The sequence below is a fragment of the Streptomyces sp. ALI-76-A genome, assembly GCF_030287445.1.
GTDB lineage: Bacteria > Actinomycetota > Actinomycetes > Streptomycetales > Streptomycetaceae > Streptomyces.
Genome location: NZ_JASVWB010000004.1, coordinates 1,138,026 through 1,158,938, shown reverse-complemented (window position 1 = coordinate 1,158,938; position 20,913 = coordinate 1,138,026). Strand labels below are relative to the sequence as shown.

Below are 20,913 nucleotides of genomic sequence, written 5' to 3'. Positions count from 1 at the left end.
GACCGCCCGGCCGGGCACGCAGCAAGCGCTGCCGCCGGACGGACGTGACCTGATAGCGCCTCTGTGTGTCAAGCGGCTTGAGCGAGGTGAGTCCGTTGGTCGCGTTTCATGATCCGGTAGACCACGTTGGACAGCCGTCGCTTGAGAGCCCTGCGGGCCTCCGAAGGCGTCTTCCCCTCACTGATCTTGCGGAGGTAGTAGTCCTGCCCGCGCCCGCCGTCGCGGATCTGGCAGACGGCGATGGTGTGCAGGACCGAGTTCAGCGCACGGTTGCCACCGGTGTTGAGCCGGTGGCGGACGTTGTTGCCGCTGGAGGCGTCCAGGGGCGCGCTGCCGGTATAGCTGGCAAAGTGGTGCTCGGTGGGGAAACGCCTGATGTCCCCGATGTGGCCGAGGACCTTCGCGGCCAGCACGGTCCCCAGCCCCGGCAGGGTAGTCAGCGTGGTGCGTGTCGCGGCGACGGCCTCGCGCATCTCGGTTTGGTTGTCCTTGACCTGCCGGTCCAGCCTGCGCAGGTCGGCCAGCAGGTCACGGGCTATGTCCCGGCGGCAGTCGTCGGTGGCCGTGACCGGCCGGATCCCCTTCATCAGGGCGGCGGCCTTGTCGGCCGACAGGCCGGTGGGTGCTCCGCCGGACAGGAGATCGCGCAGGACGGCGTGAAGTCGGTTGAGGACGCGGGTGCGTTCGTGGACGAGGTCGTCGCGCCGCTCGGTCAGCAGCCGCAGGATCGTGGTCTGGTCTTCCTGGACCACGGGTCGCAGGTCATGGCGGAAGAGGGCGACCTGGGCGACGTGGAGGGCGTCCTTCGCGTCGGTCTTGCGGTCACCGCCGGTGGCCAGCAGCCGGGCCCGGGCCGAGAGGGTGGAGGGCACGTCGACGACGTTCTCGCCGGCGGCGGCCAGCTGCTGGGCGAGCGAGCGGCCCAGGCCGCCGGCGCCCTCGACCGCGAAGCGGCGGTCGGGTCACTGCTCGCACCAGCGCGTCAGCTGGCGGAAGGTCCCGGCGTTGACGACGAACCGGCGTTGGGCCACCTGGTGGCCGGCGGCGTCGACGGCGACGGCGGTGTGGGATGACTTGTGGGGATCGATGCCGATCAGGATCACAGGCTGGTGCCCTCGCACTCGATGAGACAGGAAGGGGAGTGCGGTGGGCACCCTGACTTGAAGTCACCGTGTCACCTTCATGCCTCTGTCGAGCCACACCGCGCGGGTGTCGGCCGGCGGCGGCACGCTATCAGTGAGCCAGCCCGAGGGCGGCAAGGAGCACTGCGGGCCCGTGCCGACCGACACCCTGGACGCTACGGCTGCAGACCGAGCATCTGGGCTCCATTCAACAAGTCAGGAGCCTGGAGCCGACTCGCCAAAGCGTCCCCGTGACAGTCCTGTCCGTCCGACCGGCGACAGCGTGAACTCCACGCTATCGACCGGAAGGAACTCCGTGCAGACCAGCGAGCAACCCAGATCCGGGCACGTCGTGATCGGCGTCGACACGCACAAGCACGTGCACGTCGCAGCGGTGATGGACACAATCGGCGGAATCCTGGCCACCCTCACGATTCCCACCGACACCGGTGGCTTCCAGCAACTGGCGGACTGGGCAGGCTCGTTCGGTAACGTCCTGGCCTTCGGGATCGAGGGCACCGGCTCCTACGGCGCCACGTTGACCTCATTCCTGCGCAGGGCCGGCCACAAGGTGGTCGAGGCCGGACGCCCGGACCGGCGGCTGCGGCGCATGAACGGAAAGTCCCACACCCTGGACGCCGAGAACGCCGCCCGCGCCGTGCTGGCCGGGTTCGCGACGGCCACGCCGAAGACCGCCGACGGCGAGGCCGAGATGATCCGCCAGCTCAAGATCGCCCATGACCAAGCCGTTGAACAGCGTGCGGCGGCGATGGTCACCATCAAGGCCATACTCGTCCATGCCTCGGACGCCCTGCGCCGGGAGACTGCCGGCACGACACAGATCAGCCTGGCGCGGCAGCTGGCAGCTCTGCGTCCTCGCCGTCTGGAAGGACCCGAGGACGCCCTTCGGCACACCCTGCGGACGCTCGCCAAGCGGTGGCAGTACCTGGACGCCGAGGCCAAGGAACTGACGAAGATGATCGGCGGCCTGGTCCAGCGGGTCGCCCCGCAACTGCTCGAGCCCTTCGGTATCGGCGGGGACACAGCCGCGGAGATCCTCGCCGTGACCGGCGACAACCCCGAGCGGATCAAGTCTGAGGCCGCCCTCGCCAAGCTCGCGGGCATCGCTCCCGTGCCCACCGGCTCCGGCATGACCGGCGGCAGACATCGCATCAACCACGGTGGCCACCGCCAGCTGAACGCCGCGATCTACCGAACCGTCATCGTCCGAATGCGGTTCCACCAGCCCACGATCGACTACGTCGCCCGCCGCACCGCTGAGGGCAAGACGAAACGCGAGATCATCAGATGCCTCAAGCGCTACGTGATCCGCGAGGTCTACCACCTGCTTCGACCGGCCCCACGGAGGGCCTCCGCGGCGAGTTGACAACTATAGGAGCGTCAACGCGATGGCCGAGGCGCTGAACGGCACCTTCAAGGCCGAGCTGATCGAGATGCAAGGGCCGTGGAGGGACGTCGACCAGGTCGAGCGGGCGATCTTCCAGTGGGTCACCTGGTACAACGAAGAACGCCTCCACTCCGCACTCGACTACGTACCGCCCGCCGAGTACGAACGCGACTTCTGGCGACAACAGGAAGCCACCCCGCAGTCCGCCTGAAACAAGATCACCGGACTCTACGAAACTCGGGGCAGCTCAGGCACCGGCACTGCCTGCTGTGGCGCTCGGCGATGAACGAGAGCCAATGGACGGACTTCGCTCTGTCCCTCGACGTGCATCACACGTGGGACGGCGAGGGCCGGGCCCTGGAGATATCTCGGTCCGAGCCAGGCACCCCACCACAGCCCCTCGACATGAACTGGCACTTCCGCTACCCGCGAGGCAGTGGAGGCCCAGGCTGGTCACGGTCGTACTGGGACGAGCTGTGGCACAAAACGGCCGTGTCCGGCGGAACCAATGACTCGGTGATGCGGCATGCCCTGGACCCGGTATTCCGGTGGCTCGGCCAGGCCGTGACCATGTTCAGTCCGGTCGACGGTGCTCCGGCCTCATGGCTCGCCCACGACCTGCTCGAACTGCTGCTGGCCGATCGCACGACCATGAGCGACAGGGAACTCGGTGATCTCTACGACCGGGCGCTCCAGGGAACGCGGCTGCTGATGGACATGCGCCACCCCCACCTGGTGTCGGCCGTGCACGCCCTTCTCACGGCCTTCAGCCAGGACAGGGGACGAGTCCCCGGCGACGCACACGACGACGTCCTGCAGTTTCTGGCACAGCTCATCCAGCTCATGTTCGGTGACAGCGAGAGGGCACAACCATTGCCGGTGACCGTCTTCGATGCACTGTCCCATGCGCTGGCATCCCACCGCCCCTTGGTGCACGCCCTCATATCGGCGGAAGACCGGGCCCTGATCGCGCGCCACCACGATCCGGCCACCGGCCCACCGGAGTGAGCAGGCGGGCCGACGGCCGGCGAGGCAGTCGGTTGGCGACCCCGGTAGCGAGATCGACGCCTCCCTGCCGTACGCCTCGTCGCTGTGCGGCGCCTGCTACGAGGTGTGCCCGGTGGCCATCGACATCCCGGAGGTGCTGGTGCACCTGCGGGAACGGGTCGTGCAGGGCGGCCCGGTGACGGAAAAGGGCAGCAAGGTCGTGCTCAAGCCCGCGAAGGGGCACGCCGCCGAGCGTGCCGCGATGCGTGCGGCACGCTGGGCGCTGAGCCGGCCCGGCGCGCTGCGCGCCGGGCAGCGGCTCGCCTCCCGCACCCGCCGCCTCCATCCCCGTACGCTGCCCGGCCCCGGCAAGGCGTGGAGCGACAGCAGCGACCTTCCCGCGCTGCCGGCCGAGCCGTTCCGGGACTGGTGGCAGCGTACGAACGGCGGAAAGGACATGGGCAATGAGCAGCAGGGATCTGATCCTGGGCCGGGTGCGGCGGGCGCTGGCCGACGTGCCCCGGGACGACACCCCGTACGAGCGCGCGGTCGAGCGGGGGTATCTCCGGGAGCACGGCGGGCTGAGCGCCGACGAGACGGTGGAGTTGCTGGCGGAGAACCTGGCGGACTACCGGGCAATCGTGCATCGTACGGACGCGGACGGGCTGGCCGGGGTCCTCTCCGGGCTGTTGCGCGAGCACGGTGCGAAGACGGTGCTGGTTCCGCCGGGGCTGCGCGAGGACTGGCTGTCGGCAACGGATCTGCCCCGGGTGCCGGACCGGGGCGAGTGCACCGCGCACGAGCTGGACCAGGTCGACAGCGTCGTCACCGCCTGCGCCCTGGCCATCGCCGAGACGGGCACGATCGTCCTCGGCGGCTCCCCCGACCAGGGCCGCCGCCGCATCACCCTCGTGCCCGACCACCACATCTGCGTCGTACGCGTACCGGAACAGGTCGTGTCGTCGGTGCCGCAGGCCCTCGAACTGCTCGATCCGACACGCCCGTTGACCTGGATCTCCGGGCCGTCCGTACTTCGCGGGTGGCAGCGGATGGCGGATTCTGGCGGCATCGCGCAGTGGTCTGGCGCCGCGGCTATCGGCGGCTGTCTCGTTTACGCTCGCTGCGCCGCAGTGCGCGACGCTGCTTTCCTGGCAGGGTGGCGGCCAACTCGCCCACCGGGGAGACGTCGTGGCACTTGCCGTCCCGGCTGCCACGGCACCACCACACCGGGGAACAGGCCGCGTGCGATTCGCCCTGGTACCAGTCATCAGCGGTGCCTGCGGGACGAGGGTGCATTCCGATCTTGTGTTCCCAGCAGAGCGGCCAGACCTGCCAGAGCAGCTCCATGATGGTCTCCTGCGCCGCATCCGCGACCAGGGTCAGGACCGTCGTCGCATCGTCCGGCTCTGGCGGGTCGCCCTCCTCCAGATCACACGCATTCACCGGATTACCGTGCCAACGGCCGTCCGGCATCGCCACGTAGACCTGCCTGTCGATCCCGTTCGAGGGCAAAGGCTGCCAAGACGGGACATCCATCAGTATCAGCGCGTCCTGACCCGGCAGGGTCGCCATCAGGTCGCGATTGACCACAGCGAGAGCAGCCTCCAACTTCGGCCACTGGCCGGGCTCGGCTCGCCTGGGCTCCGGGGGATGCTGCCGGTCATGACCAGGACCGATGCTGAAATACGAGAAGTAGTTCACCGAGGCATCGTCCCAGCCGCGCCGTCCTACACTGGTGGCTGAGGGCGAAATCAGCTCACTGCTTCGCTGGCAGTTCGTTCAGGTCTCCGGCCAGCGGGGACGTGTCGGTTCCAGGCCAACGAGGTCGAGCAGGTGGAGTTGGATGCCCCGGGTGATGGCGATGACGGGCGGGTCGGCGGCGCTGCCGACCCGTAGCCGCAGGTCGGACAGGTGGTAGAGGATCATCCGGCCGGTGGGCCGCACCTTCTGGTTGCCCGGATACAGCCCGTGCATCTTCTGTTCGCCTCCCAGGGCCTGGCGGACCTGGCGTTCGATCAGGCAGAACATCAGCAGGGCGAGGCAGATCACCGCGATGAGTGCGGCGACGCGCTTGTTGTCCTGCACGAAGACCGGGGGTGACGGCCAGCGGGCCCTTGAAGTCACCGCCGCCCCACTCCGATCGACCACATCCTGCACTGGTCACACTGGCGACGACGACGCCAACACCAAGCCGACATCAGCCACTACAAACGACGCGGACACAGCCGCTGAAAGTGCCCGGCAATCAGAACAAGCAGCGTTGCAGTACCAGCGCGGACGCGGTAGTCGTCGGGGTTGTCGAGCGCGTCGGCGGGGGTCTGCCAGGCGTTGTGTTCGTAGCGCCACCAGACGGGCTCGTGTCGGCCGTGCGCGGCGAGCAGGCGCACGGTGGTGGTGAGCAGCGGCACTGTGCGGTCGAGTCGGGGTAGCCGTCCGGCCGCTCCCGTTCGCGCGGGTAGCTGTCGGGTTCCAGGTGCCGCGCCGAGGGCCGGCCCCGCAAGTACTGCGGCGACGCCTGCCGTCAGGCCGCCCACCGCCGTCGCCTGCACGAGAGCATCACAGCCCCGCCGGACGCCTCACCCCCCACACAGGCCCTGACCACCCCGGACCCCGCGCGGATACGGCCCCACACGGACCCTCTGCCGGCGACGACCTCTGCGCCGAAATCGCCAAAGACATCCAAGACGGCGCCCGCGACCTCGCCCGGCTGCTTGCATCCTCGGACGGAGAGGAACCCCTGCAGCGGATCGCCCAGCTGCAGGAACAACTCGACGGCCTCATCGCGGGAATCGTCGGACGCGCCCGCTACCGACGCATCACCTGGGCCACCATCAGCTCGATCCTGCGCATCAGCGAGGACACCGCCCGCCACCGCTACACCGAGCGCTACATCCTGCGCCGCCTCACCCGCTTCAACCGCTCCGAAACGGCGCTCACCACACTCCCCGGCCTCTACAGCAGCACCAGCCCACGCAGCACCGACGCCGCGGAGCCCCCGGCCGACAACGACACCGCAGCAGACATCTGCGACACCGGCACCGAACGCAGCGACGGCCCCGAGCAGGGCGCCCCCATCGAATCCTCCGGGGCGGCCTACAACCGCCTCTCCCCCATCCTGTCCATGCTCATCCGCTCCGCCCAGCTCACCAACAAGGAGGTCAGCTCCCGCATCGGATGCTCCGCCTCCTACCTCTCACGGATCCTGTCCGGCGAACGCGTACCCACCTGGGAGATGACACGCAAGTTCGCCCAGGCCTGCGGCGCCGACCCCGACGTCCTGCGCACCGTATGGGAAACCGAAAAGCTCAGCCAGAAATACCGCGAGCCCGACACCCCCGACCCCGATGCCCCGCCCATGCCCGCCACCGAACAACTCCGCGCCGCCATCCACACACTGCACCTGCGCGCCGGACGCCCCGCACCCAGCGACATCGCCGTCGCCAGCCGCTGGCTCCTGAGCGCAAGCGCCGTCGCCTCCATCCTGGAGACCACCGTCCTGCCACACCGCGACGTCCTTACCACCTTCGTCCGCGTCCTCGGCGGCGACGTCGACCACTTCACCATGCCCCTGGCCCACGCCCACCGCGAAGCAGCCCACGGATCAGCACTCCTGCCGGCACCCCCACACCACGAACCCGACCCCGTCGGCGCAGACGCCGTCATGAAAACCTTCAGCAAAGTCGTCACCGAGGACCGGACCGTCGAAGACGGCCGCGCCCGACTCCTGCACAAACACGCCAAGCAGCACAACACATCCAACCAGCAGTCCGCACACGCCCCCGACCGCCCACCGCGATCACCGAGGCACTGCGCCACCACACCCTGACACCCTCCGCCCTCACCCCACTCCAAGCCCCGTCATGACCGACTGACTGCCTGCCACATCAAAGAGGTGCCGCCCACGCAACGCCCCGCGCCGGCCCCGACCTCTGCCCTGGCGATGTCGGCTTCAGCGCATGAGCCGCGGCGGGACCGCCTGCACCGAGCCCGGACGGCGCACCGCCCAGAAAGGGCAGCGCGCCGTCGTGGCGTCATACCGACCGGTGAGGCCGCCGTGCGATGATCAACGGCTGAGGTGCCAGCCGGTCAGCGGTGGCCGTGGTGGTGGCCGCGGTCGTGGTTGTCGCCCCACGACTCATCATCGACGAAGCGGCCGCGGTCATTGCGCAAGGTGGCCGTGTCGGAGCTGTCCCGCACGTAGTGGCGGCGGTCCTGGTACAGGTTGCTCTCATCGGGCCCGATGACGTCGGCGACGCGACACCGGTGTCGGCATCAGTGTGTCGGCATCGGTGACTGCTCACCCGCCCCCGTTCATCACGTACGCCGCGTACGGGATCAGGACCGCCGGCAGGGTCAGCAAGCGTGGTCTGAGGGGGCGGCCAGCGTTCAGGGGGCGGAGGACGTCGAAGACAAGGAGCAGGAGGAGGACGAGGCCGCTGATCAGGATCAGCGCGATCAAGGCGAAGCCGCTGTTCTCGATCTGGTCGTACGTGCATCCGTCCAGGTCACGGCGGCCCAGGTCGTCGTACTCGCAGTGGCCGTAGGCGATGTACCAGCGCAGGCACAGGACGGCGAGGGCCGCGGGGACACCTATCAGGAGGTGAACCAGGAGCGGCGGCAGACAGCCGCGCAGAGCGGTCAGGGCGGTACGCATCCGGCCACCCCAACACGGCACCGTGGCCCGGGCTATGACGGAAGCCACTCCTGCGGCCACAAAGCCGTCACAGCGGCCTCGAAGGGCGAAGGAAAGCGCTGGCTGGAAGGCCACCTCGTCGAGCGGCAAGCGCCAACGGCGCCTCCTCAGGAGCGGGGACGTGGCCCTCGTCGTCGCGCGCCGGCGTGCTGGGTCACCCCTGTGCGGCGAAGGCGGCTGGCGATACGTCCCGGGCCAGGACACCGCCGTGGAAGCCGTAGGTGCTGATGGACTCCGCCCTGACGACGAGGCAGAACCGCTCGGTCGTCCGCAGCTCGGCGGCGAGTCGTCGGTGGGAGTGGCTCAGAAAGTGCAGGGCCGCGTGGTTGGCGATCGAGGTCTGCCCGCTGATCAGGATGACGGGACGCTCCGCGCCGGGTGGGACGAACTTCGCGACGAGCGCGTACTCAACTCGCCGCGGTCCCAGCGGTACACCTCTCCCCCGACCTCGATGGCCATCGGCGCGGTCGGCGAGTCGAAGGGGTGCACGGTCACCCCGGGCAGGTTGTGCCGCAGGTGCCCCCGCGTGCGCACGTTGGAGACGCCCTCCGGTCCGCCTAGGCAGAACTCGGCGCAGGAGCCGTTGCTGCCCCGGAACTCGTCGCTCGACCGCATGGAGACGGCACAGCCCATCTCGCGGGCCAGGAGCGCGGCTTCTAGCATCGCCGGCACGTCATGGTGCTGTGTACTGCCGGGCGCGTTCCACTTGTTGTTCAGCACGACGATGCAGGTGTCCCCGGGACGCAAGCCGAAGAAACGCGTCTTCTCCCGGAGGCGACGCCTCCTGCCATGACGCTGCCAGACCCAGACGGCTCCGCCGCTGATCAGACTGGGGACCAAGCCGATCGCCAGGTTCAGGGCCACGTCCGCCATCCAGATGCCCCCCTGCCGTGGCATGCGCCACAGCGGCGCGAGCCGTGCGATCGCCCCACATCTTTTCCGGTCCGGCCGTCCGCTGTCGGCGTACAAGTGCACGTGCACCACCTCGTACGGAGGAATGTGCGCCGTTTGTGGTGCGGGGGTGGGGTGGAGACCGTGAGTCTGCTGCTGTCGGTTCGGGGCGGCAGGGAGGCGACTGACGGTGGTCCTGGATCCACATCGGTGGCTGGAGTTGAGGCGGTTTCGTCCGCTGTATGAGTCCGGTGCGATGAGCCTGCGGGAGATCGCTAAGGAGACGGGGCTGAACCGCCGGACGGTCAGCAAGTACCTGAAGAATCCGGCGTCGGCCGCGCCGCCGAAGCGGGAAACAGCCGGTCGCCGGCATCGCCGGGTGGTGGACGAGGTCGCGCCGCTGATCGACTCGATGCTCAGGTCCGAGGTCCTGCTCAAGGCGTCGGTGATCCATGAACGTCTGATCCAGGACTACGCGGTCACCATCAACTACCAACGGGTGAAGCTTTACGTGCAAGAAGCCCGGCCACGGATCGCGGAGGAACTGGGCATCAGTCCCGGCGAGCTGGCGGGTCTGCACCGGCGGTTCGAGGTCGTTCCGGGTGCTCAGGCCCAGGTGGACTGGGGCGACGAAGGAAAGATCCTCGCCCATGTCGGCATCCCGAAGGTCTACTCGTTCCACATGACGTTGTCGTACTCGCGCGATCCGTTCTGCTGTTTCACCACCAGCCAGGACCTGGCGACGTTCTTCGACTGCCACCGGCAGGCGTTCGCGCACTTCGGCGGAGTGCCGATGAGCATCGTCTACGACCGCACCAAGACAGTCGTGCGCCGGCACGTCGCCCCGGGCGAGGCAGTTCCGCTGCACCCGGAAGCGGTCGCCTTCGCCGGGCACTACGACTTCGACATCGACGTGCTGGCCGCCTACCGGCCCCAGGGCAAAGGCCGGGTCGAGCGCCAGGTCGGCATCGTCCGGGACCACGTGCTCGCCGGGCGGGCCTTCTCCTCCATCGAGGAGATGAACGCCGCCTTCGCCTCCTGGGTGCCACTGCGGCGAGCGAAGGTCCATGGCACCCACGGCGAGATCATCGGACACCGGGCCGTGCGCGATCACACGGCTCTCCGGCCGCTGGCGACGACTCCGTATGTGGTCACACAGCGGCATCTGCGGCATGTCGGCAAGGACTGCCTGGTTGCGTTCGACGCGAACCTCTACTCGGTTCCCGCTCGCAAGGTCCGCCCTCGCCAGCTGGTCGAGATCCGGGCCACGAAGTCCCAGATCACACTGCATTCCACCGTCGCCGACGCGAACGGTCAGACGTTGTTGGCCGCCCATCCCAGGGCAGTCGGCCGAGGTGCCCGCATCGTGGATGAGACCCACTGGGACGGTCTGCCCACCGGCGCCGGCCGCCGCGTCACCACCGGGGACGGTCTGCCTGCGCCCCGCCGCGGCCAGACTCTGGGGGCGCCAGACGGGCCACTGCAAGCTCTGCTGAACCGGGCCGCCGCCGCAAGCGTCGAGGTCGGCCGCCGTCCGCTGTCGGTTTATGACGAGCTGACCGGCACCCGCCCCTTCACCACCAACGCACCGACGAAGGAAGCCCGTTGAGCGAGCTGACCAGCAATCGCATCCGCGCCACGGCCGTCAAGCTCGGCTTGCCGCACCTGGCCGAAGCCCTGAACCAGTACATCCAGCGGGCGGACGAGGCCAAGATGGGCTATCTCGATCTGATCGACCTGGTTCTGGCAGAGGAACTCGCGGTCCGTGACGACCGCCGCTTCCGCAACGGCCTGCGGCTGTCGAAGCTGCCACACCACAAGACGCTCGAGGACTACGACTTCTCCTTCCAGCCCGAGCTCGACCCGCGCAAGGTCAAAGACCTGGCCACCCTTTCCTTCGTCGAGGACAAGGCCAACGTCGCCCTGCTCGGGCCGCCCGGGGTCGGCAAGACACACATCGCTGTCGCGCTGGCCGTCGCAGCTTGTCGGGCGGGCTACTCGATCTACTTCACCAGCCTCGACGACATGGTCCGTCACCTCAAGGCCGCCGAGGATCAGGGGCGGTTGATGAGCAAGCTCACCAGCTACCTCCGCCCCGCCGTCCTCGTGGTCGACGAAGTGGGCTACCAACCCCTGGAACGGGCCGAGGCGAACCTGGTCTTCCAGGTCATCTCGAAGCGTTACGAGAAGGGCTCGATCATCCTGACCTCGAACAAGACCTTCGGCGAGTGGGGCCAGGTCTTCGGCGACGAGGTCCTGGCCACCGCGATCCTCGACCGCCTCCTGCACCACTGCGAGGTCGTCCCGATCAACGGCAACAGCTACCGGCTCAAGAACCGCCTCCAGGCCATCGAGCGGGACACTGACGTGGCCTGAGCACTGGTGCACATAACTCCGTACTCGGTGGTGCACTCGGACGAGTACGCGGACATCCGCCAAACGCCAGGCGTCCCACAGGACTTGTCTCCGCGCATAGCGGCACGCCAGCAGGCGGCAGGCGAGTCAGCCCAGGGTCGGTCCCAGGTCGGGCGCGCTCCGTGCCGCTGGGGTGCGGAGGACGGTCTGTGTGAAAGGTATGGGGCCGTGACGTGGACGCTGCCGGAACCGATGCTCGCCGCTCCTGTGCCCCTTCCGGTGCTGCTGCCGGGGTGGGCGGGTGAGCCGAAGTGGGACGGGTTCCGGGCGCTGGTCTCTCTCGACGCTGGCCACGTGACGCTGCGCTCCAGGCTCGCCACGGAGATGGCGCCGTCATTCCGGAGGTGGTGGGCGGGGCCGTGCAGCTGCCGGATGCGACCGCGCTGGATGGCGAGCTGATCGTGTGGGAGGAAGGCCGGCTCGGGCGCTGTCACGTTGTTGGGTGGGCAGGTTTCTGATGGCACGTCGTGGCGTGGTGGAGCCCGGTTCCGGGCTGAGGTCAGGCCGTGACGGCGGGGCCGGCGACGCCGGTGATCTGCTCCCAGATTGCGAAGCGGACGGTCATCTCGGCGCGATAGTGGTGTGCGGGCATCAGATGGCGGCGGGGCCGGAAGTGGGGCGAGATGCCGCTGAACGCGGACAGAAACCGTCGATGGTGGAGAGATGCTCCACCCGTTCCGGCGACAGCCTCGCGGCCCTGCTCCGCTGGTTCCCGATCCAGGCACCCAGCTTGAGGTCCCGCTCCTCCGAGGAAGATGCCCGCGATGTGGAGTCCGGCCAGGTAGATGGTGGCGGTCTTCGCGTAGCGGGTGGCGATGCCACGCCACTGCTTGAGGCGGTTGATGCACCGCTCGACGGTGTTGCGCTGCTTGTAGGTCTCACGGTCGAAGGCCGGTGGCCTGCCGCCCCTGCTGCCCCGACGTAGCCGGTGCGTGCGCTGGTCAGCAGGAACAGGGATCACTGCTCGGATGCCGCGCTTGCGCAGGTGCTCGCGGATCGCGCGGGAGGAGACGCCTTGTCGGCCAGGACCAGGTCCGGCCTGGTGCGAGGCCGTCCTCGCCGACGGGGAACGCGCAGGCGGGCCATGACGTCGGTGAAGGCGGGTACGTCACCCGCCTGGCCTGCGGTGCGAATGAACGCCAGAGGCCGGCAGCGGGCATCGGCCGCGAGGTGGATCTTCGTGGTCAGCCCGCCGCGGGAGCGGCCGATGGCATGGTCGTCGGGTTCGCCGGCCGGGGCCCCTTTTTGCGGGTCCCGGCCGCGTGCTGGTGGGCCCGCACGATCGTTGAGTCCACCGAGACGGCCCAGTTGAGGTCCTCGCCCGCGTCGGCCTGGGCCACCAGAGCGGTGAACACCCGCTCCCAAGTGCCGTTGACAGCCCACATCCGCAGCCGGTTGTAGACGCCCCGCCAGTTGCCGTACTTCTTCGGCAGGTGGACCCACTGCGTGCCGGTCTGGAACTTGTAGGCGATTGCGTCGATCACCTCACGATGGTCCCGTCAGCGGCCACCCCGCTTCGGCGTGCGGTCCGGGAGTAAGGGCTCAATCCGCGCCCACCGCGCATCAGTCAATGGCACACCCGGACCAACGACCAACTGATCCAAACGAAACTGCTTAGCGGTGGCTCCGTGACTCCTCGGTGGCCTCAGGAGTTCCAGCCGCTCCCTCGACGGCCTCCGATGAAGGCGGAAAGGCGTCGCGCAGGCGTTGCAGGGCCGCGGTCACGATTGCACGGACATCTGCCTCGCGCAACGGGGCGGAGAACAGCGCCGAACTGAACGAGAAGCCCTCGACCAGGGCGAACAGCAGGAGCGCCTCACGGTGGAGCGCCTCCTCGTCGACCGAGCGGTCGGCCAGCGCATCGCGCAGCAACGAGAGGAACACCTCTGCGCCCGCGAGGGAAGTAGCCGCGACGTCGGCCGCGAGTTCCGCGTCCGTGCGGGCCAGGACACGGTATTCGACGAGAGCGATGTTCTCCCGGCGCTCCTGCTCAGTGGTCGGAGCGGCGAATGCGATCACATCCACGATCCGTGCGACCGGGTCGTCGGACATCGTCGCGGCGCGGCGCGCGGCGCGCTGCAGGAGAACGTCCAGTGTGAAGCGCATGACCTCGCGGACGGTGTCGCCGAAGTAGTGCCGGATGCTCCCGATGGCCAGGCCGGTGCGTGCGGAGATCCGGGCGAGGGTCACCGAGCGGATCCCGTGCGCGGCGATCTCCTCGATCACGGCGTCGGCGACCTGCTCTCGGCGGATATCCGGGTTGGCTCTCTTGGGCATGACCCCATCCTAGTCGTTTTTGGCATGCCCGTGCTACTTTGCTAGCACGGGCATGCTAGAAGGGCGTCGTGGCGGTGCTCTGCCCGGCCACGACCCCGGACAGGGGAGACATGAACGACCGGCACGATCCCTGGACCGGTGCGGCGCGGGAGGATCCTTACGGCTTCGACGGGTTCAAGTGCCTCGACGGCGATGCGGGGGCGTGGTCGAAGCCCGCCCCGGAGCCGGGCGCGCCATTGCCACCGTTCCGCCCCTCCCTCTCATTGCAGCGCACACGGTTCGCGATGCGCCTTCCCGATGCGTCGACGGCAACGGTCGATGTCGATCACCTGTCGGGCCGGGCCTCGCTCTACTGGGACGACCGGCACGTGCAGACCTCCGACATGCGGTCCGGTTCCCGCTCGGACCGGACCGCATCGAGGTCGCCTCGAGCAGGTACGGCATGCGGCGGATCCACCTGATCAGGGCGGACGGCAGCCAGCGGCGTCTCGATCCCGCGCCGGGAACGCCCGAGCACTGGCGCGCCCAGCTCTCCCGCCGGCACCCCGGAGTCGGGCGCGCCCTCGCCGCCTGCGCCGTCATCGTGCTGATGACGAATCTGCTGCTCCTCGCCCCGCAGCTGCTCGACCTCGTCACCCACCAGCCACTCTGGGCTGATCGATTCCCCCCGTTCCTCTCGCCCAGCGACCTGCCGGCATGGGCGAACACGGTTCTCACCATCACGGCCGGCCTCGCAGGGATCGAACGAGCCCTCACCTTCCGCCATCACCGGCTCCTGGACGCCGAGACCGACGGGATCGAGAGCTGACACCCCGCACCGACCGGTCACGTTGCCCCCGCTATCGGGTACCTCAGCGCCCCGACCGAGAAGAGTCCGTCAACCACCGCCGCGCCCTGGCGCACGACCGCGGCTCGACGCAGGAGAAACGCATGCGCTCAGACCCTCGATCCCGACACCGCCAAACCGTGCTCGGCGCGGCCGCTACGACTTTCCTCCTCCTGCTCGCCGGATGCGCGCCCGCCGCTCCTCCACCGGGCTCCGGCACGACCGCGGACCTCGGCGCCTACCTTGAGCAAGAGCTCAACTGGGTCGGGTGCAAGGACACCGCGACGAGCAAGGCGGACGCCGAGCTGTTCGCGAACCCGGCGCTCCAGTGCGCCTCGGTCGAGGTCCCGCTCGACTACGACAAGCCGGAGGGCAAGAAGGCGCACATCGCGCTCACGCGCCTCCCCGCTGCGGGCGACGCCGAGGGCTCACTGCTGCTCAACCCGGGCGGACCCGGAGGATCCGGCACCAGCTTCGTCGCGTCCACCCTGCCACAGTGGCAGGTGAGTCCCGTCGCCGAACGTTTCGACATCGTCGGCTTCGATCCTCGCGGGGTCCGGTCGTCGACTCCGGCCCTCGACTGCTACACCGACGAGGAGTACGACGCAGGCGACGCAACCCGGTTCGGCGCGGTGCACGACATCCCGAGCACCAAGGAGGCGACCGAACTCGCAGAGCGCTGCGCGGACGGCTCTGGCGGCATCGCGAACCTCGTGAACGCCGGGTCCACCAACGTCGTGCGCGACATGGACATCATGCGACAGGTACTCGGTGACGACCAGCTGACCTACCTCGGCTACAGCTACGGCTCCGAGCTCGGAGCCATGTACGCCGCGGCCTACCCCGAAAAGGTCCGCGCGATCGTGCTCGACGGAGCCGTCTCGCCGGACCTGACGGCGAGCGAGTTCCGCCTCTCCTCCTTCACCGGACTGCAGGCACGGTTCGACGACCTCGCCGCACTCTGCGCAGAATCGCCCGACTGCGTTCTCGGCCCCGACCCCGCGGCTGCGAACGACCGCCTGCACGAGATCGTCCAGCCGCTCGTCGAGACACCAGCACCGACCACCGGCGGCCGGGACCTGAGCGTCTGGGACGTCTACCTCGGCATCAGCGGCGGACTGTACTCCGAAGCGAAATGGCCCAACGTCATCTCCGCCCTGACCGCGCTCCAAGCGGGCAACGCCGATCAGATGCTCGCCCTGCGCGACGCCTTCTACGCCCGCACAGCGGACGGCGCCTACGGCCACGACTTCGACACGAACATCGCTGTGCGCTGCATGGACTCACCCCGTCCGACGCCGGAGGAACAGACCGCGCTCGCACGCAAGATCGGGGAGGCCGCCCCGATGTTCGACATCGACGTGTTCACGGCAGGCACTCACCACAGCGAATGCGAGGCGTGGCCGGCGCCGCCGACACGCGACGAGCCCTGGCTCACCGATATCGAAGGCATCCCCGAGACGCTCGTCGTATCGGTCACCGGCGATCCTGCGACGCCGCACGAGGGCGGCATCGCGATGGCGCGAGCCCTCGGCGGAAGCCTGCTCACAGTCGACGGCAAGCAGCACGGCGCCTACCTCCTCGGCGGCAGCAAGTGCGTCGACGACGCGGTCAACAAATACCTCCTCGACCTCGAAACCCCGCCCACCGACGCCCGTTGCAGCCTGTGACACGCTCGACTCCGGCGTAGCTGCCCCGGCCGGTGCTGGTGACTCGCGGGCCTGACCCGACAGGCCTCACGCGTGGTGAACACCCGCTCCCATGTGCCGTCGACGGGCCACATCCGCAGCCGGTTGTAGACGCCTCGCCAGTTCCCGTACTTCTCCGGAAGGTGGATCCGCTGCGTTCCGCTCTGGAACTTGAAGGCGATGGCGTCGATCACCTCACGGTGCTCCCGCCACCGGCCACCCCTCTTCGGGGTCCGGTCCGGGAGCAACGGCTCGATCCGCGCCCACTGCGTGTCGGTCAACGGCACACCTGGACCAACCATCGGCTGATCCAAACGAAACTGCCTAGTTGTCTTGACCCGCGAGGTTGTGGACGCGTCCGCTGCGGAGATCGCGTCACTGTCCGTTGCGGCCGACTCGGGCGGTGATCGCTTCGCCTGCGTGGATGATCGAGCTGAGCATGGCGTGGGCGGCTTGGAGCTGTTCGATGGAGTGGCTCATGCGCTCGCGTTCGTGCTTGAGGTCCTGGGCCATTTCCTCGCAGGTTGGCGCCAGGATGGCTCCCTCTTCAGCCATGCAGGGCAGCACCTCCCGGATCAGGTCGGTATTCAGCCCGGCCGCGAGCAGGATCCGGACCCGGCGCACGGTGGCCACATCGGACTCGTCGAACTCGCGGTAGCCGCTGGCTCGCCGCTGCGGCCGCAGCAACCCTTGTTGCTCGTAGTACCGAAGGCTCCTGGTGCTGACGCCGGTACGCCTGGACAGTTCGCCGATGAACATGTGACTCCCGGCACAGAAGTTTGACTCTGACATCAACGTCAAGGTTTAGCTTAACCGTCATGGCAACGAACCACAGTACCCAGCAATCTCCAACCATCGATCCGAAGGCCCTGGCAGGTAAAAAGGCTGTCGTTACCGGCGGCACCATCGGCATGGGCCGGGCCATCGTCCAAGCCCTGACCGACCGCGGCGCCGAAGTGATGTACACCGGGCGCAGCGACCAGCGACTCGCCGAGGCCCAGGCGGCACTCGACACCCCGCTGGCCCACCCGGTGCGCTCCGATGCCACTGACGCCATCGCCATCGCCGCCCTCGGCGATCAGGTCGCCGACCGCCTCGGCCGCATCGACTACCTGTTCATCAACCAGGGCATCGCCGAGTTCCAGACGCTCGAAGAGGTCACGGAGGAATCCTGGGACCGCATCTTCAACGTCAACGCCAAGGGCGCCTTTTTCACCGTGCAGCGGCTAGCGCCGCTGGTGTCCGAGGGCGGCGCGATCGTGTTCACCACCGTCTCCAACGACCACATCTTCCCCGGTCTCAGCGCCTACTCCGGAGCGAAGGAGGCCGTCGCCGCCTTCGCCAAGGTGCTCGCCGCCGAGCTGCTCCCCCGCAAGATCCGCGTCAACGCGATCGCCCCCGGCTTCATCCTCACCCCCACCATGGGCGTCGCCGAGCTGACCGACGAGCAGCGCGCCGAGTTCATCGAACAGGGCAACGCCTCCACGCCGATGGGCCGAGGAGGCACTGTGGAGGAGATCGCCGCCGCCGCGCTGTACCTGGCCGTCGAGGCCACCTTCACCACCGGTCTGGAACTGCCCGTGGACGGCGGGTTCGGCCAGGGCCTCGGCGAATGACCGACCCCAGCCGGTAAGCGGGCCTCGGATCGCTCCGCTGCTCCGAAGACGCCGCGGTCAGCGAGACGACGGTCCGCAAGGGCGTGTTCGAACTCGAGGCCTGTTGACCCGACCCGAGGTCTTCGCGGGACTCCGCTCGAACCGCGACGGACCCTGCTGGCTTTCTGGGTCGCCACCGGCGCTCACGCCGAGGAACTGCTCACCGTCAGGCAAGGTGGTGCGGTCGTCGGCGAGCAGACCATCAGCGTGATCCGCAAGGGCAGCGCGAGTATCAGGAGCTGCCCGCGCAGATGCTCCAGACACAGAGGGAGGCCTTCGCCAAGTCCCGCCGCCGGCGCCGGGAACCGCGCGAACTGATCACCGCGATGAGGGCGGACAAGCCGTACACCGTCCTGATGATCGCGGCGCTGTGGGCCATGTTCCTCGTCCCGGTCCTCAACAAGGACTTCGCGTTCCGCCTGCCCTGGTAGCAGAGCAGAAGCACAGCGGCCCGTCACCGGCACCACGATGCCGGTGACGGGCCGCGTCATGTCCGATGCCGGTCGGCCGAGCCAGACAATGTCGACGACACACAGGCGTCCGGCTGGGCGGTTGATCCAGTACACGGCGGTGAGCTGCCCGACCGAGGCGGTGCGCACGTCCCTCGCCCTCAGGATCGCGGGTGTTGAAGGGCGGGAAGGACCACGGGTCCCGGCCGGCGACGTCCAGGACGTCGCGGACCATCTCCCGGGCGTGCACGGGCAGGTCCTCCAGGACGGCCAGGGCCTTCGGGGACAGGCGCGCGGGCCAGGGCGGAACACTCACGGGCGGGGACCGAGGAGGTCGGCCAGGTCGACGCCGTCGGTGGCTGTGGGACCGGGCCCGGGAACTGGCGGTGCGCGGCTGGTCCGACCTCGCGCAGCACGCGGAGCGGTCCAGCGCGCCGCTCCCGTCCGACCTCCCGGGGCTCCGTCTGCGCGCCCATGAGCTCCTCCTGGCGGGTCTCATCACCACGGGGGTTGTGAACCTGCGGCTTCCAGCGGGGCCGTACCGCGTCATCTCTTCGTGGCGTCGTCGGGCGCGGGCGTGCTTGCGGGCCCCCGTGCCGGTAGCGGTTGTCGGCGACTGACCGTGCACCTTCCCCCGGAGTACACCCGCCGGCTGTTCGACGCCCGCGACGCGGGGGCCAGCTGGGACTGAAACGGGAGCGGGGCTGAGACCGGTGTCGGCCTCAGCCCCGCTGAAGTTCGCCCTGCCCCCTCTCAGGGTCGGGGCGCGGGGGTGCGGTCGGTCAGGCGGCGTCGCGAACGATGGACAGCTTCGGCCTCGCCTCAGGCCGGCGGCTACCGCCCCGTGTGTGTCGGCGTGGTCCTTCAGAAGGTGGCTGTACATTCGCCGAAGCTCCTCGACGGCCGGGGTCTGGCGGTCGGCGTGCGTCGCGGGACGTGCGACGACGCGCCGCCTATTCGGTGAATGCGGTGAAGGAGAGTGCCTCGTCGAATCGACCGGCGGCGAGGTCGTCGTGGCGGATCAGGAAACGCGGGGCGCGGGCCGGGTCATGATGTTGCAGGCGGGCCGGGGGCCGACAGCGGTCGGCGGGCCGCGCAGCAGCGCGGCCAGGGACGGCTCGGCACATGCCGATCACCAGCGAAGTCACGGTGATACCCAGCTGCGCGCCGGATAGCTGGAAAGCCGGCTACGGCCTTCAGGGCGCTGTCCGCGCCGCGCTCACCCGCCTCAGCGGCACGCTCGACTCGGCCGTGACGAACACCGCGCACGCGGTCACAAGTGCCACCCCCGATCGGACAGAGGGTGTGACAGCTTCTCACCCTCTCCGCATGCTCCCGAGGGCGCTATGACGGACACTCCTGTATAGGGGCCGGCGTACGTCGCGCGGGCCACAGTGAGGTGTTCGTCGTGCTCGAGGTCCCGCTCTGGCTGTGGGGAGCGTTCGCCGCGACGGTGGTCGTGTCGCTGGCGGTAGACCTGCTGTCCCACCGCACCGCGCACGTCATCCGCTTCAAGGAGGCAGCCGCCTGGAGCGGCCTGTGGGTGGGCCTCGCCTTGATCTTCGGCGCGGTCGTCTTCCTCGTCCTCGGCACCACGGCCGGCACCGAGTACACGACAGCCTGGCTGCTGGAGAAGAGCCTGTCGGTCGACAACCTCTTCGTCTTCGCCGTGATCTTCGCGTATTTCAAGGTGCCCCGCGCCTACCAGCACCGCGTGCTGTTCTTCGGGGTCATCGGCGCGCTCGTCTTCCGCGGGATCTTCCTCTCCCTCGGCGTGGCCGTGGTCAGCCGCTTCACCGCGGTGCTGTTCGCCTTCGCGGCGGTCCTCTTCTACAGCACCTACAAACTCCTCAAGGACGAACAGGAAAGCTTCGACCCGGGCAAGAGCTTCGCCGTACGGATGCTCCGCAAAATCATTCCGGTGCGGGACGAGTACGCCGGGGCGAAGTTCTTCGTCACAGAGGCCGGCAAACGGATGGCGACCCCGCTGCTCGCGGTGGTCGCCGCGATCGAGGCCGCCGACCTGATCTTCGCCGTCGACAGTGTCCCGGCCGTCCTCGCGGTCAGCGATGACGCGTTCATCGTCTACACCAGCAACGCGTTCGCCATCCTCGGCTTGCGGGCCCTCTACTTCATGCTCGCCGGCCTCCTGGACCGCTTCCACTACCTGAACAAGGGCCTCGCGATCATCCTGGCCTTCATCGGCGTCAAGCTCATCCTCCAGGCATCCCACAAGTTGATCAGCTCCGGCATCCCGGAAATCCCCTCACCGATCAGCCTCGCGGTCATCGTCATCGTCCTGACGGGTTCCGTGGTTCTCAGCATTACAAGACCCGCGCCGACCACTGCCGAGCAAGCAGACGAACAAGGGGACACCTCCAAGACCACCGAGCAGCCTGGTTCACCACCTGCGGCGGAGGACCCTGAGCCCTCAACCGGTTCACCAGGCCGAGACACTGAGCCATCCAGCCCGCACTCAGGGCGGCAAGGAGGAAGAGCACTT

The 20,913-nt window shown here is 68.7% G+C and carries 19 protein-coding genes and 6 pseudogenes; 14 read left to right on the top strand and 11 right to left on the bottom strand.

Features of this window, described 5'->3' with window-relative positions; translation table 11 throughout:
• Positions 1-68 precede the first annotated feature (68 nt).
• Together QQS16_RS41435 and QQS16_RS41430 are read right to left on the bottom strand one after the other, a co-directional pair.
• A pseudogene (locus QQS16_RS41435) lies at positions 69-941 on the bottom strand (IS110 family RNA-guided transposase); the annotation flags it as partial.
• Positions 942-962: 21 nt separating this feature from the next.
• Positions 963-1,103, bottom strand: a complete 141-nt coding sequence (locus QQS16_RS41430) for a hypothetical protein (RefSeq protein WP_286067811.1) — start codon at positions 1,101-1,103, stop codon at positions 963-965.
• A gap of 334 nt (positions 1,104-1,437) precedes the next feature.
• On the opposite strand from QQS16_RS41430, the gene QQS16_RS41425 reads away from it, so the two are divergent.
• From QQS16_RS41425 to QQS16_RS41405, 5 genes and pseudogenes are all read left to right on the top strand, one after another.
• Positions 1,438-2,508, top strand: coding sequence for an IS110 family RNA-guided transposase (locus QQS16_RS41425; protein WP_286067810.1), 1,071 nt, complete (start codon positions 1,438-1,440; stop codon positions 2,506-2,508).
• A 22-nt stretch (positions 2,509-2,530) separates the two neighbouring features.
• Positions 2,531-2,740, top strand: coding sequence for an integrase core domain-containing protein (locus QQS16_RS41420; RefSeq protein ID WP_286067808.1), 210 nt, complete (start codon positions 2,531-2,533; stop codon positions 2,738-2,740).
• 281 nt (positions 2,741-3,021) lie between these two features.
• Complete coding sequence (locus QQS16_RS41415; RefSeq protein ID WP_286067806.1) at positions 3,022-3,537, top strand: hypothetical protein; 516 nt, start codon at positions 3,022-3,024, stop codon at positions 3,535-3,537.
• A 46-nt stretch (positions 3,538-3,583) separates the two neighbouring features.
• Positions 3,584-3,979 (top strand): annotated as a pseudogene (locus QQS16_RS41410) (lactate utilization protein LutB domain-containing protein); the annotation flags it as partial.
• 1 nt (position 3,980) lies between these two features.
• Positions 3,981-4,544: pseudogene (locus tag QQS16_RS41405) on the top strand (LutC/YkgG family protein); the annotation flags it as partial.
• A 751-nt stretch (positions 4,545-5,295) separates the two neighbouring features.
• Here QQS16_RS41405 and QQS16_RS41400 read toward each other — a convergent pair.
• Entirely contained in the window at positions 5,296-5,601 is a 306-nt protein-coding gene (locus tag QQS16_RS41400; RefSeq protein WP_286067805.1) for a hypothetical protein, read from the bottom strand.
• Between the two features lie 119 nt (positions 5,602-5,720).
• Positions 5,721-5,924: a hypothetical protein gene (locus tag QQS16_RS41395; protein ID WP_286067804.1), complete on the bottom strand. Its 204-nt coding sequence runs from the start codon at positions 5,922-5,924 to the stop codon at positions 5,721-5,723.
• Between the two features lie 65 nt (positions 5,925-5,989).
• Here QQS16_RS41395 and QQS16_RS41390 point away from each other — a divergent pair, with 65 nt between their 5' ends.
• A complete protein-coding gene (locus QQS16_RS41390; RefSeq protein WP_286067802.1) occupies positions 5,990-7,342 on the top strand; it encodes a helix-turn-helix domain-containing protein in 1,353 nt (450 codons plus the stop codon).
• Positions 7,343-7,813: 471 nt separating this feature from the next.
• Here the strand turns inward: QQS16_RS41390 and QQS16_RS41380 are convergent, their stop codons facing one another.
• Together QQS16_RS41380 and QQS16_RS41375 are read right to left on the bottom strand one after the other, a co-directional pair.
• Positions 7,814-8,170: a hypothetical protein gene (locus QQS16_RS41380; protein ID WP_286067801.1), complete on the bottom strand. Its 357-nt coding sequence runs from the start codon at positions 8,168-8,170 to the stop codon at positions 7,814-7,816.
• Between the two features lie 390 nt (positions 8,171-8,560).
• On the bottom strand, positions 8,561-9,106 hold the full coding sequence (locus QQS16_RS41375) for a hypothetical protein (RefSeq protein WP_286067799.1): 546 nt from the start codon (positions 9,104-9,106) through the stop codon (positions 8,561-8,563).
• A 250-nt stretch (positions 9,107-9,356) separates the two neighbouring features.
• Here QQS16_RS41375 and istA point away from each other — a divergent pair, with 250 nt between their 5' ends.
• Positions 9,357-10,709 carry an IS21 family transposase gene (gene istA, locus QQS16_RS41370; protein WP_502963980.1) on the top strand — a complete coding sequence of 451 codons (1,353 nt, stop codon included), beginning with the start codon at positions 9,357-9,359 and terminating at the stop codon, positions 10,707-10,709.
• The gene (istB, locus tag QQS16_RS41365) at positions 10,706-11,476 is read left to right on the top strand and encodes an IS21-like element helper ATPase IstB (protein ID WP_286066644.1); all 771 of its coding nucleotides are present in this window, start codon (positions 10,706-10,708) and stop codon (positions 11,474-11,476) included. Before istA ends, istB begins: the two co-directional genes overlap by 4 nt.
• 538 nt (positions 11,477-12,014) lie before the next feature.
• On the opposite strand, the pseudogene QQS16_RS41360 reads toward istB, so the two are convergent.
• The 3 genes and pseudogenes from QQS16_RS41360 to QQS16_RS41350 form a co-directional block, all read right to left on the bottom strand.
• Positions 12,015-12,227, bottom strand: a pseudogene (locus tag QQS16_RS41360) (IS6 family transposase); the annotation flags it as partial.
• Positions 12,228-12,269: 42 nt separating this feature from the next.
• A pseudogene (locus QQS16_RS41355) lies at positions 12,270-13,110 on the bottom strand (IS5 family transposase); the annotation flags it as partial.
• Between the two features lie 19 nt (positions 13,111-13,129).
• Positions 13,130-13,792 (bottom strand): TetR/AcrR family transcriptional regulator, encoded by a 663-nt coding sequence (locus QQS16_RS41350; RefSeq protein WP_286067796.1) that lies wholly within the window; start codon positions 13,790-13,792, stop codon positions 13,130-13,132.
• Positions 13,793-13,902: 110 nt separating this feature from the next.
• Here QQS16_RS41350 and QQS16_RS41345 point away from each other — a divergent pair, with 110 nt between their 5' ends.
• From QQS16_RS41345 to QQS16_RS41335, 3 genes are all read left to right on the top strand, one after another.
• Positions 13,903-14,253 carry a hypothetical protein gene (locus tag QQS16_RS41345; protein WP_286067795.1) on the top strand — a complete coding sequence of 117 codons (351 nt, stop codon included), beginning with the start codon at positions 13,903-13,905 and terminating at the stop codon, positions 14,251-14,253.
• On the top strand, positions 14,235-14,600 hold the full coding sequence (locus tag QQS16_RS41340; RefSeq protein WP_286067794.1) for a hypothetical protein: 366 nt from the start codon (positions 14,235-14,237) through the stop codon (positions 14,598-14,600). Before QQS16_RS41345 ends, QQS16_RS41340 begins: the two co-directional genes overlap by 19 nt.
• 122 nt (positions 14,601-14,722) lie before the next feature.
• Complete coding sequence (locus tag QQS16_RS41335; RefSeq protein WP_286067792.1) at positions 14,723-16,288, top strand: alpha/beta hydrolase; 1,566 nt, start codon at positions 14,723-14,725, stop codon at positions 16,286-16,288.
• Here QQS16_RS41335 and QQS16_RS43710 read toward each other — a convergent pair.
• Both QQS16_RS43710 and QQS16_RS41330 read right to left on the bottom strand, forming a co-directional pair.
• On the bottom strand, positions 16,192-16,608 hold the full coding sequence (locus tag QQS16_RS43710) for a transposase (protein WP_353479769.1): 417 nt from the start codon (positions 16,606-16,608) through the stop codon (positions 16,192-16,194). The two genes, QQS16_RS41335 and QQS16_RS43710, sit on opposite strands and share 97 nt — an antisense overlap.
• A gap of 73 nt (positions 16,609-16,681) precedes the next feature.
• Complete coding sequence (locus QQS16_RS41330; RefSeq protein WP_286067791.1) at positions 16,682-17,065, bottom strand: MerR family transcriptional regulator; 384 nt, start codon at positions 17,063-17,065, stop codon at positions 16,682-16,684.
• Between the two features lie 59 nt (positions 17,066-17,124).
• Between QQS16_RS41330 and QQS16_RS41325 the strand changes: the two genes are divergently transcribed.
• From QQS16_RS41325 to QQS16_RS41310, 3 genes and pseudogenes are all read left to right on the top strand, one after another.
• Complete coding sequence (locus QQS16_RS41325) at positions 17,125-17,922, top strand: SDR family oxidoreductase (protein ID WP_286067790.1); 798 nt, start codon at positions 17,125-17,127, stop codon at positions 17,920-17,922.
• A gap of 290 nt (positions 17,923-18,212) precedes the next feature.
• Positions 18,213-18,392, top strand: coding sequence for a hypothetical protein (locus tag QQS16_RS41320; RefSeq protein WP_286067789.1), 180 nt, complete (start codon positions 18,213-18,215; stop codon positions 18,390-18,392).
• Between the two features lie 1,426 nt (positions 18,393-19,818).
• Positions 19,819-20,751 (top strand): annotated as a pseudogene (locus QQS16_RS41310) (TerC family protein); the annotation flags it as partial.
• Positions 20,752-20,913: the final 162 nt, after the last annotated feature.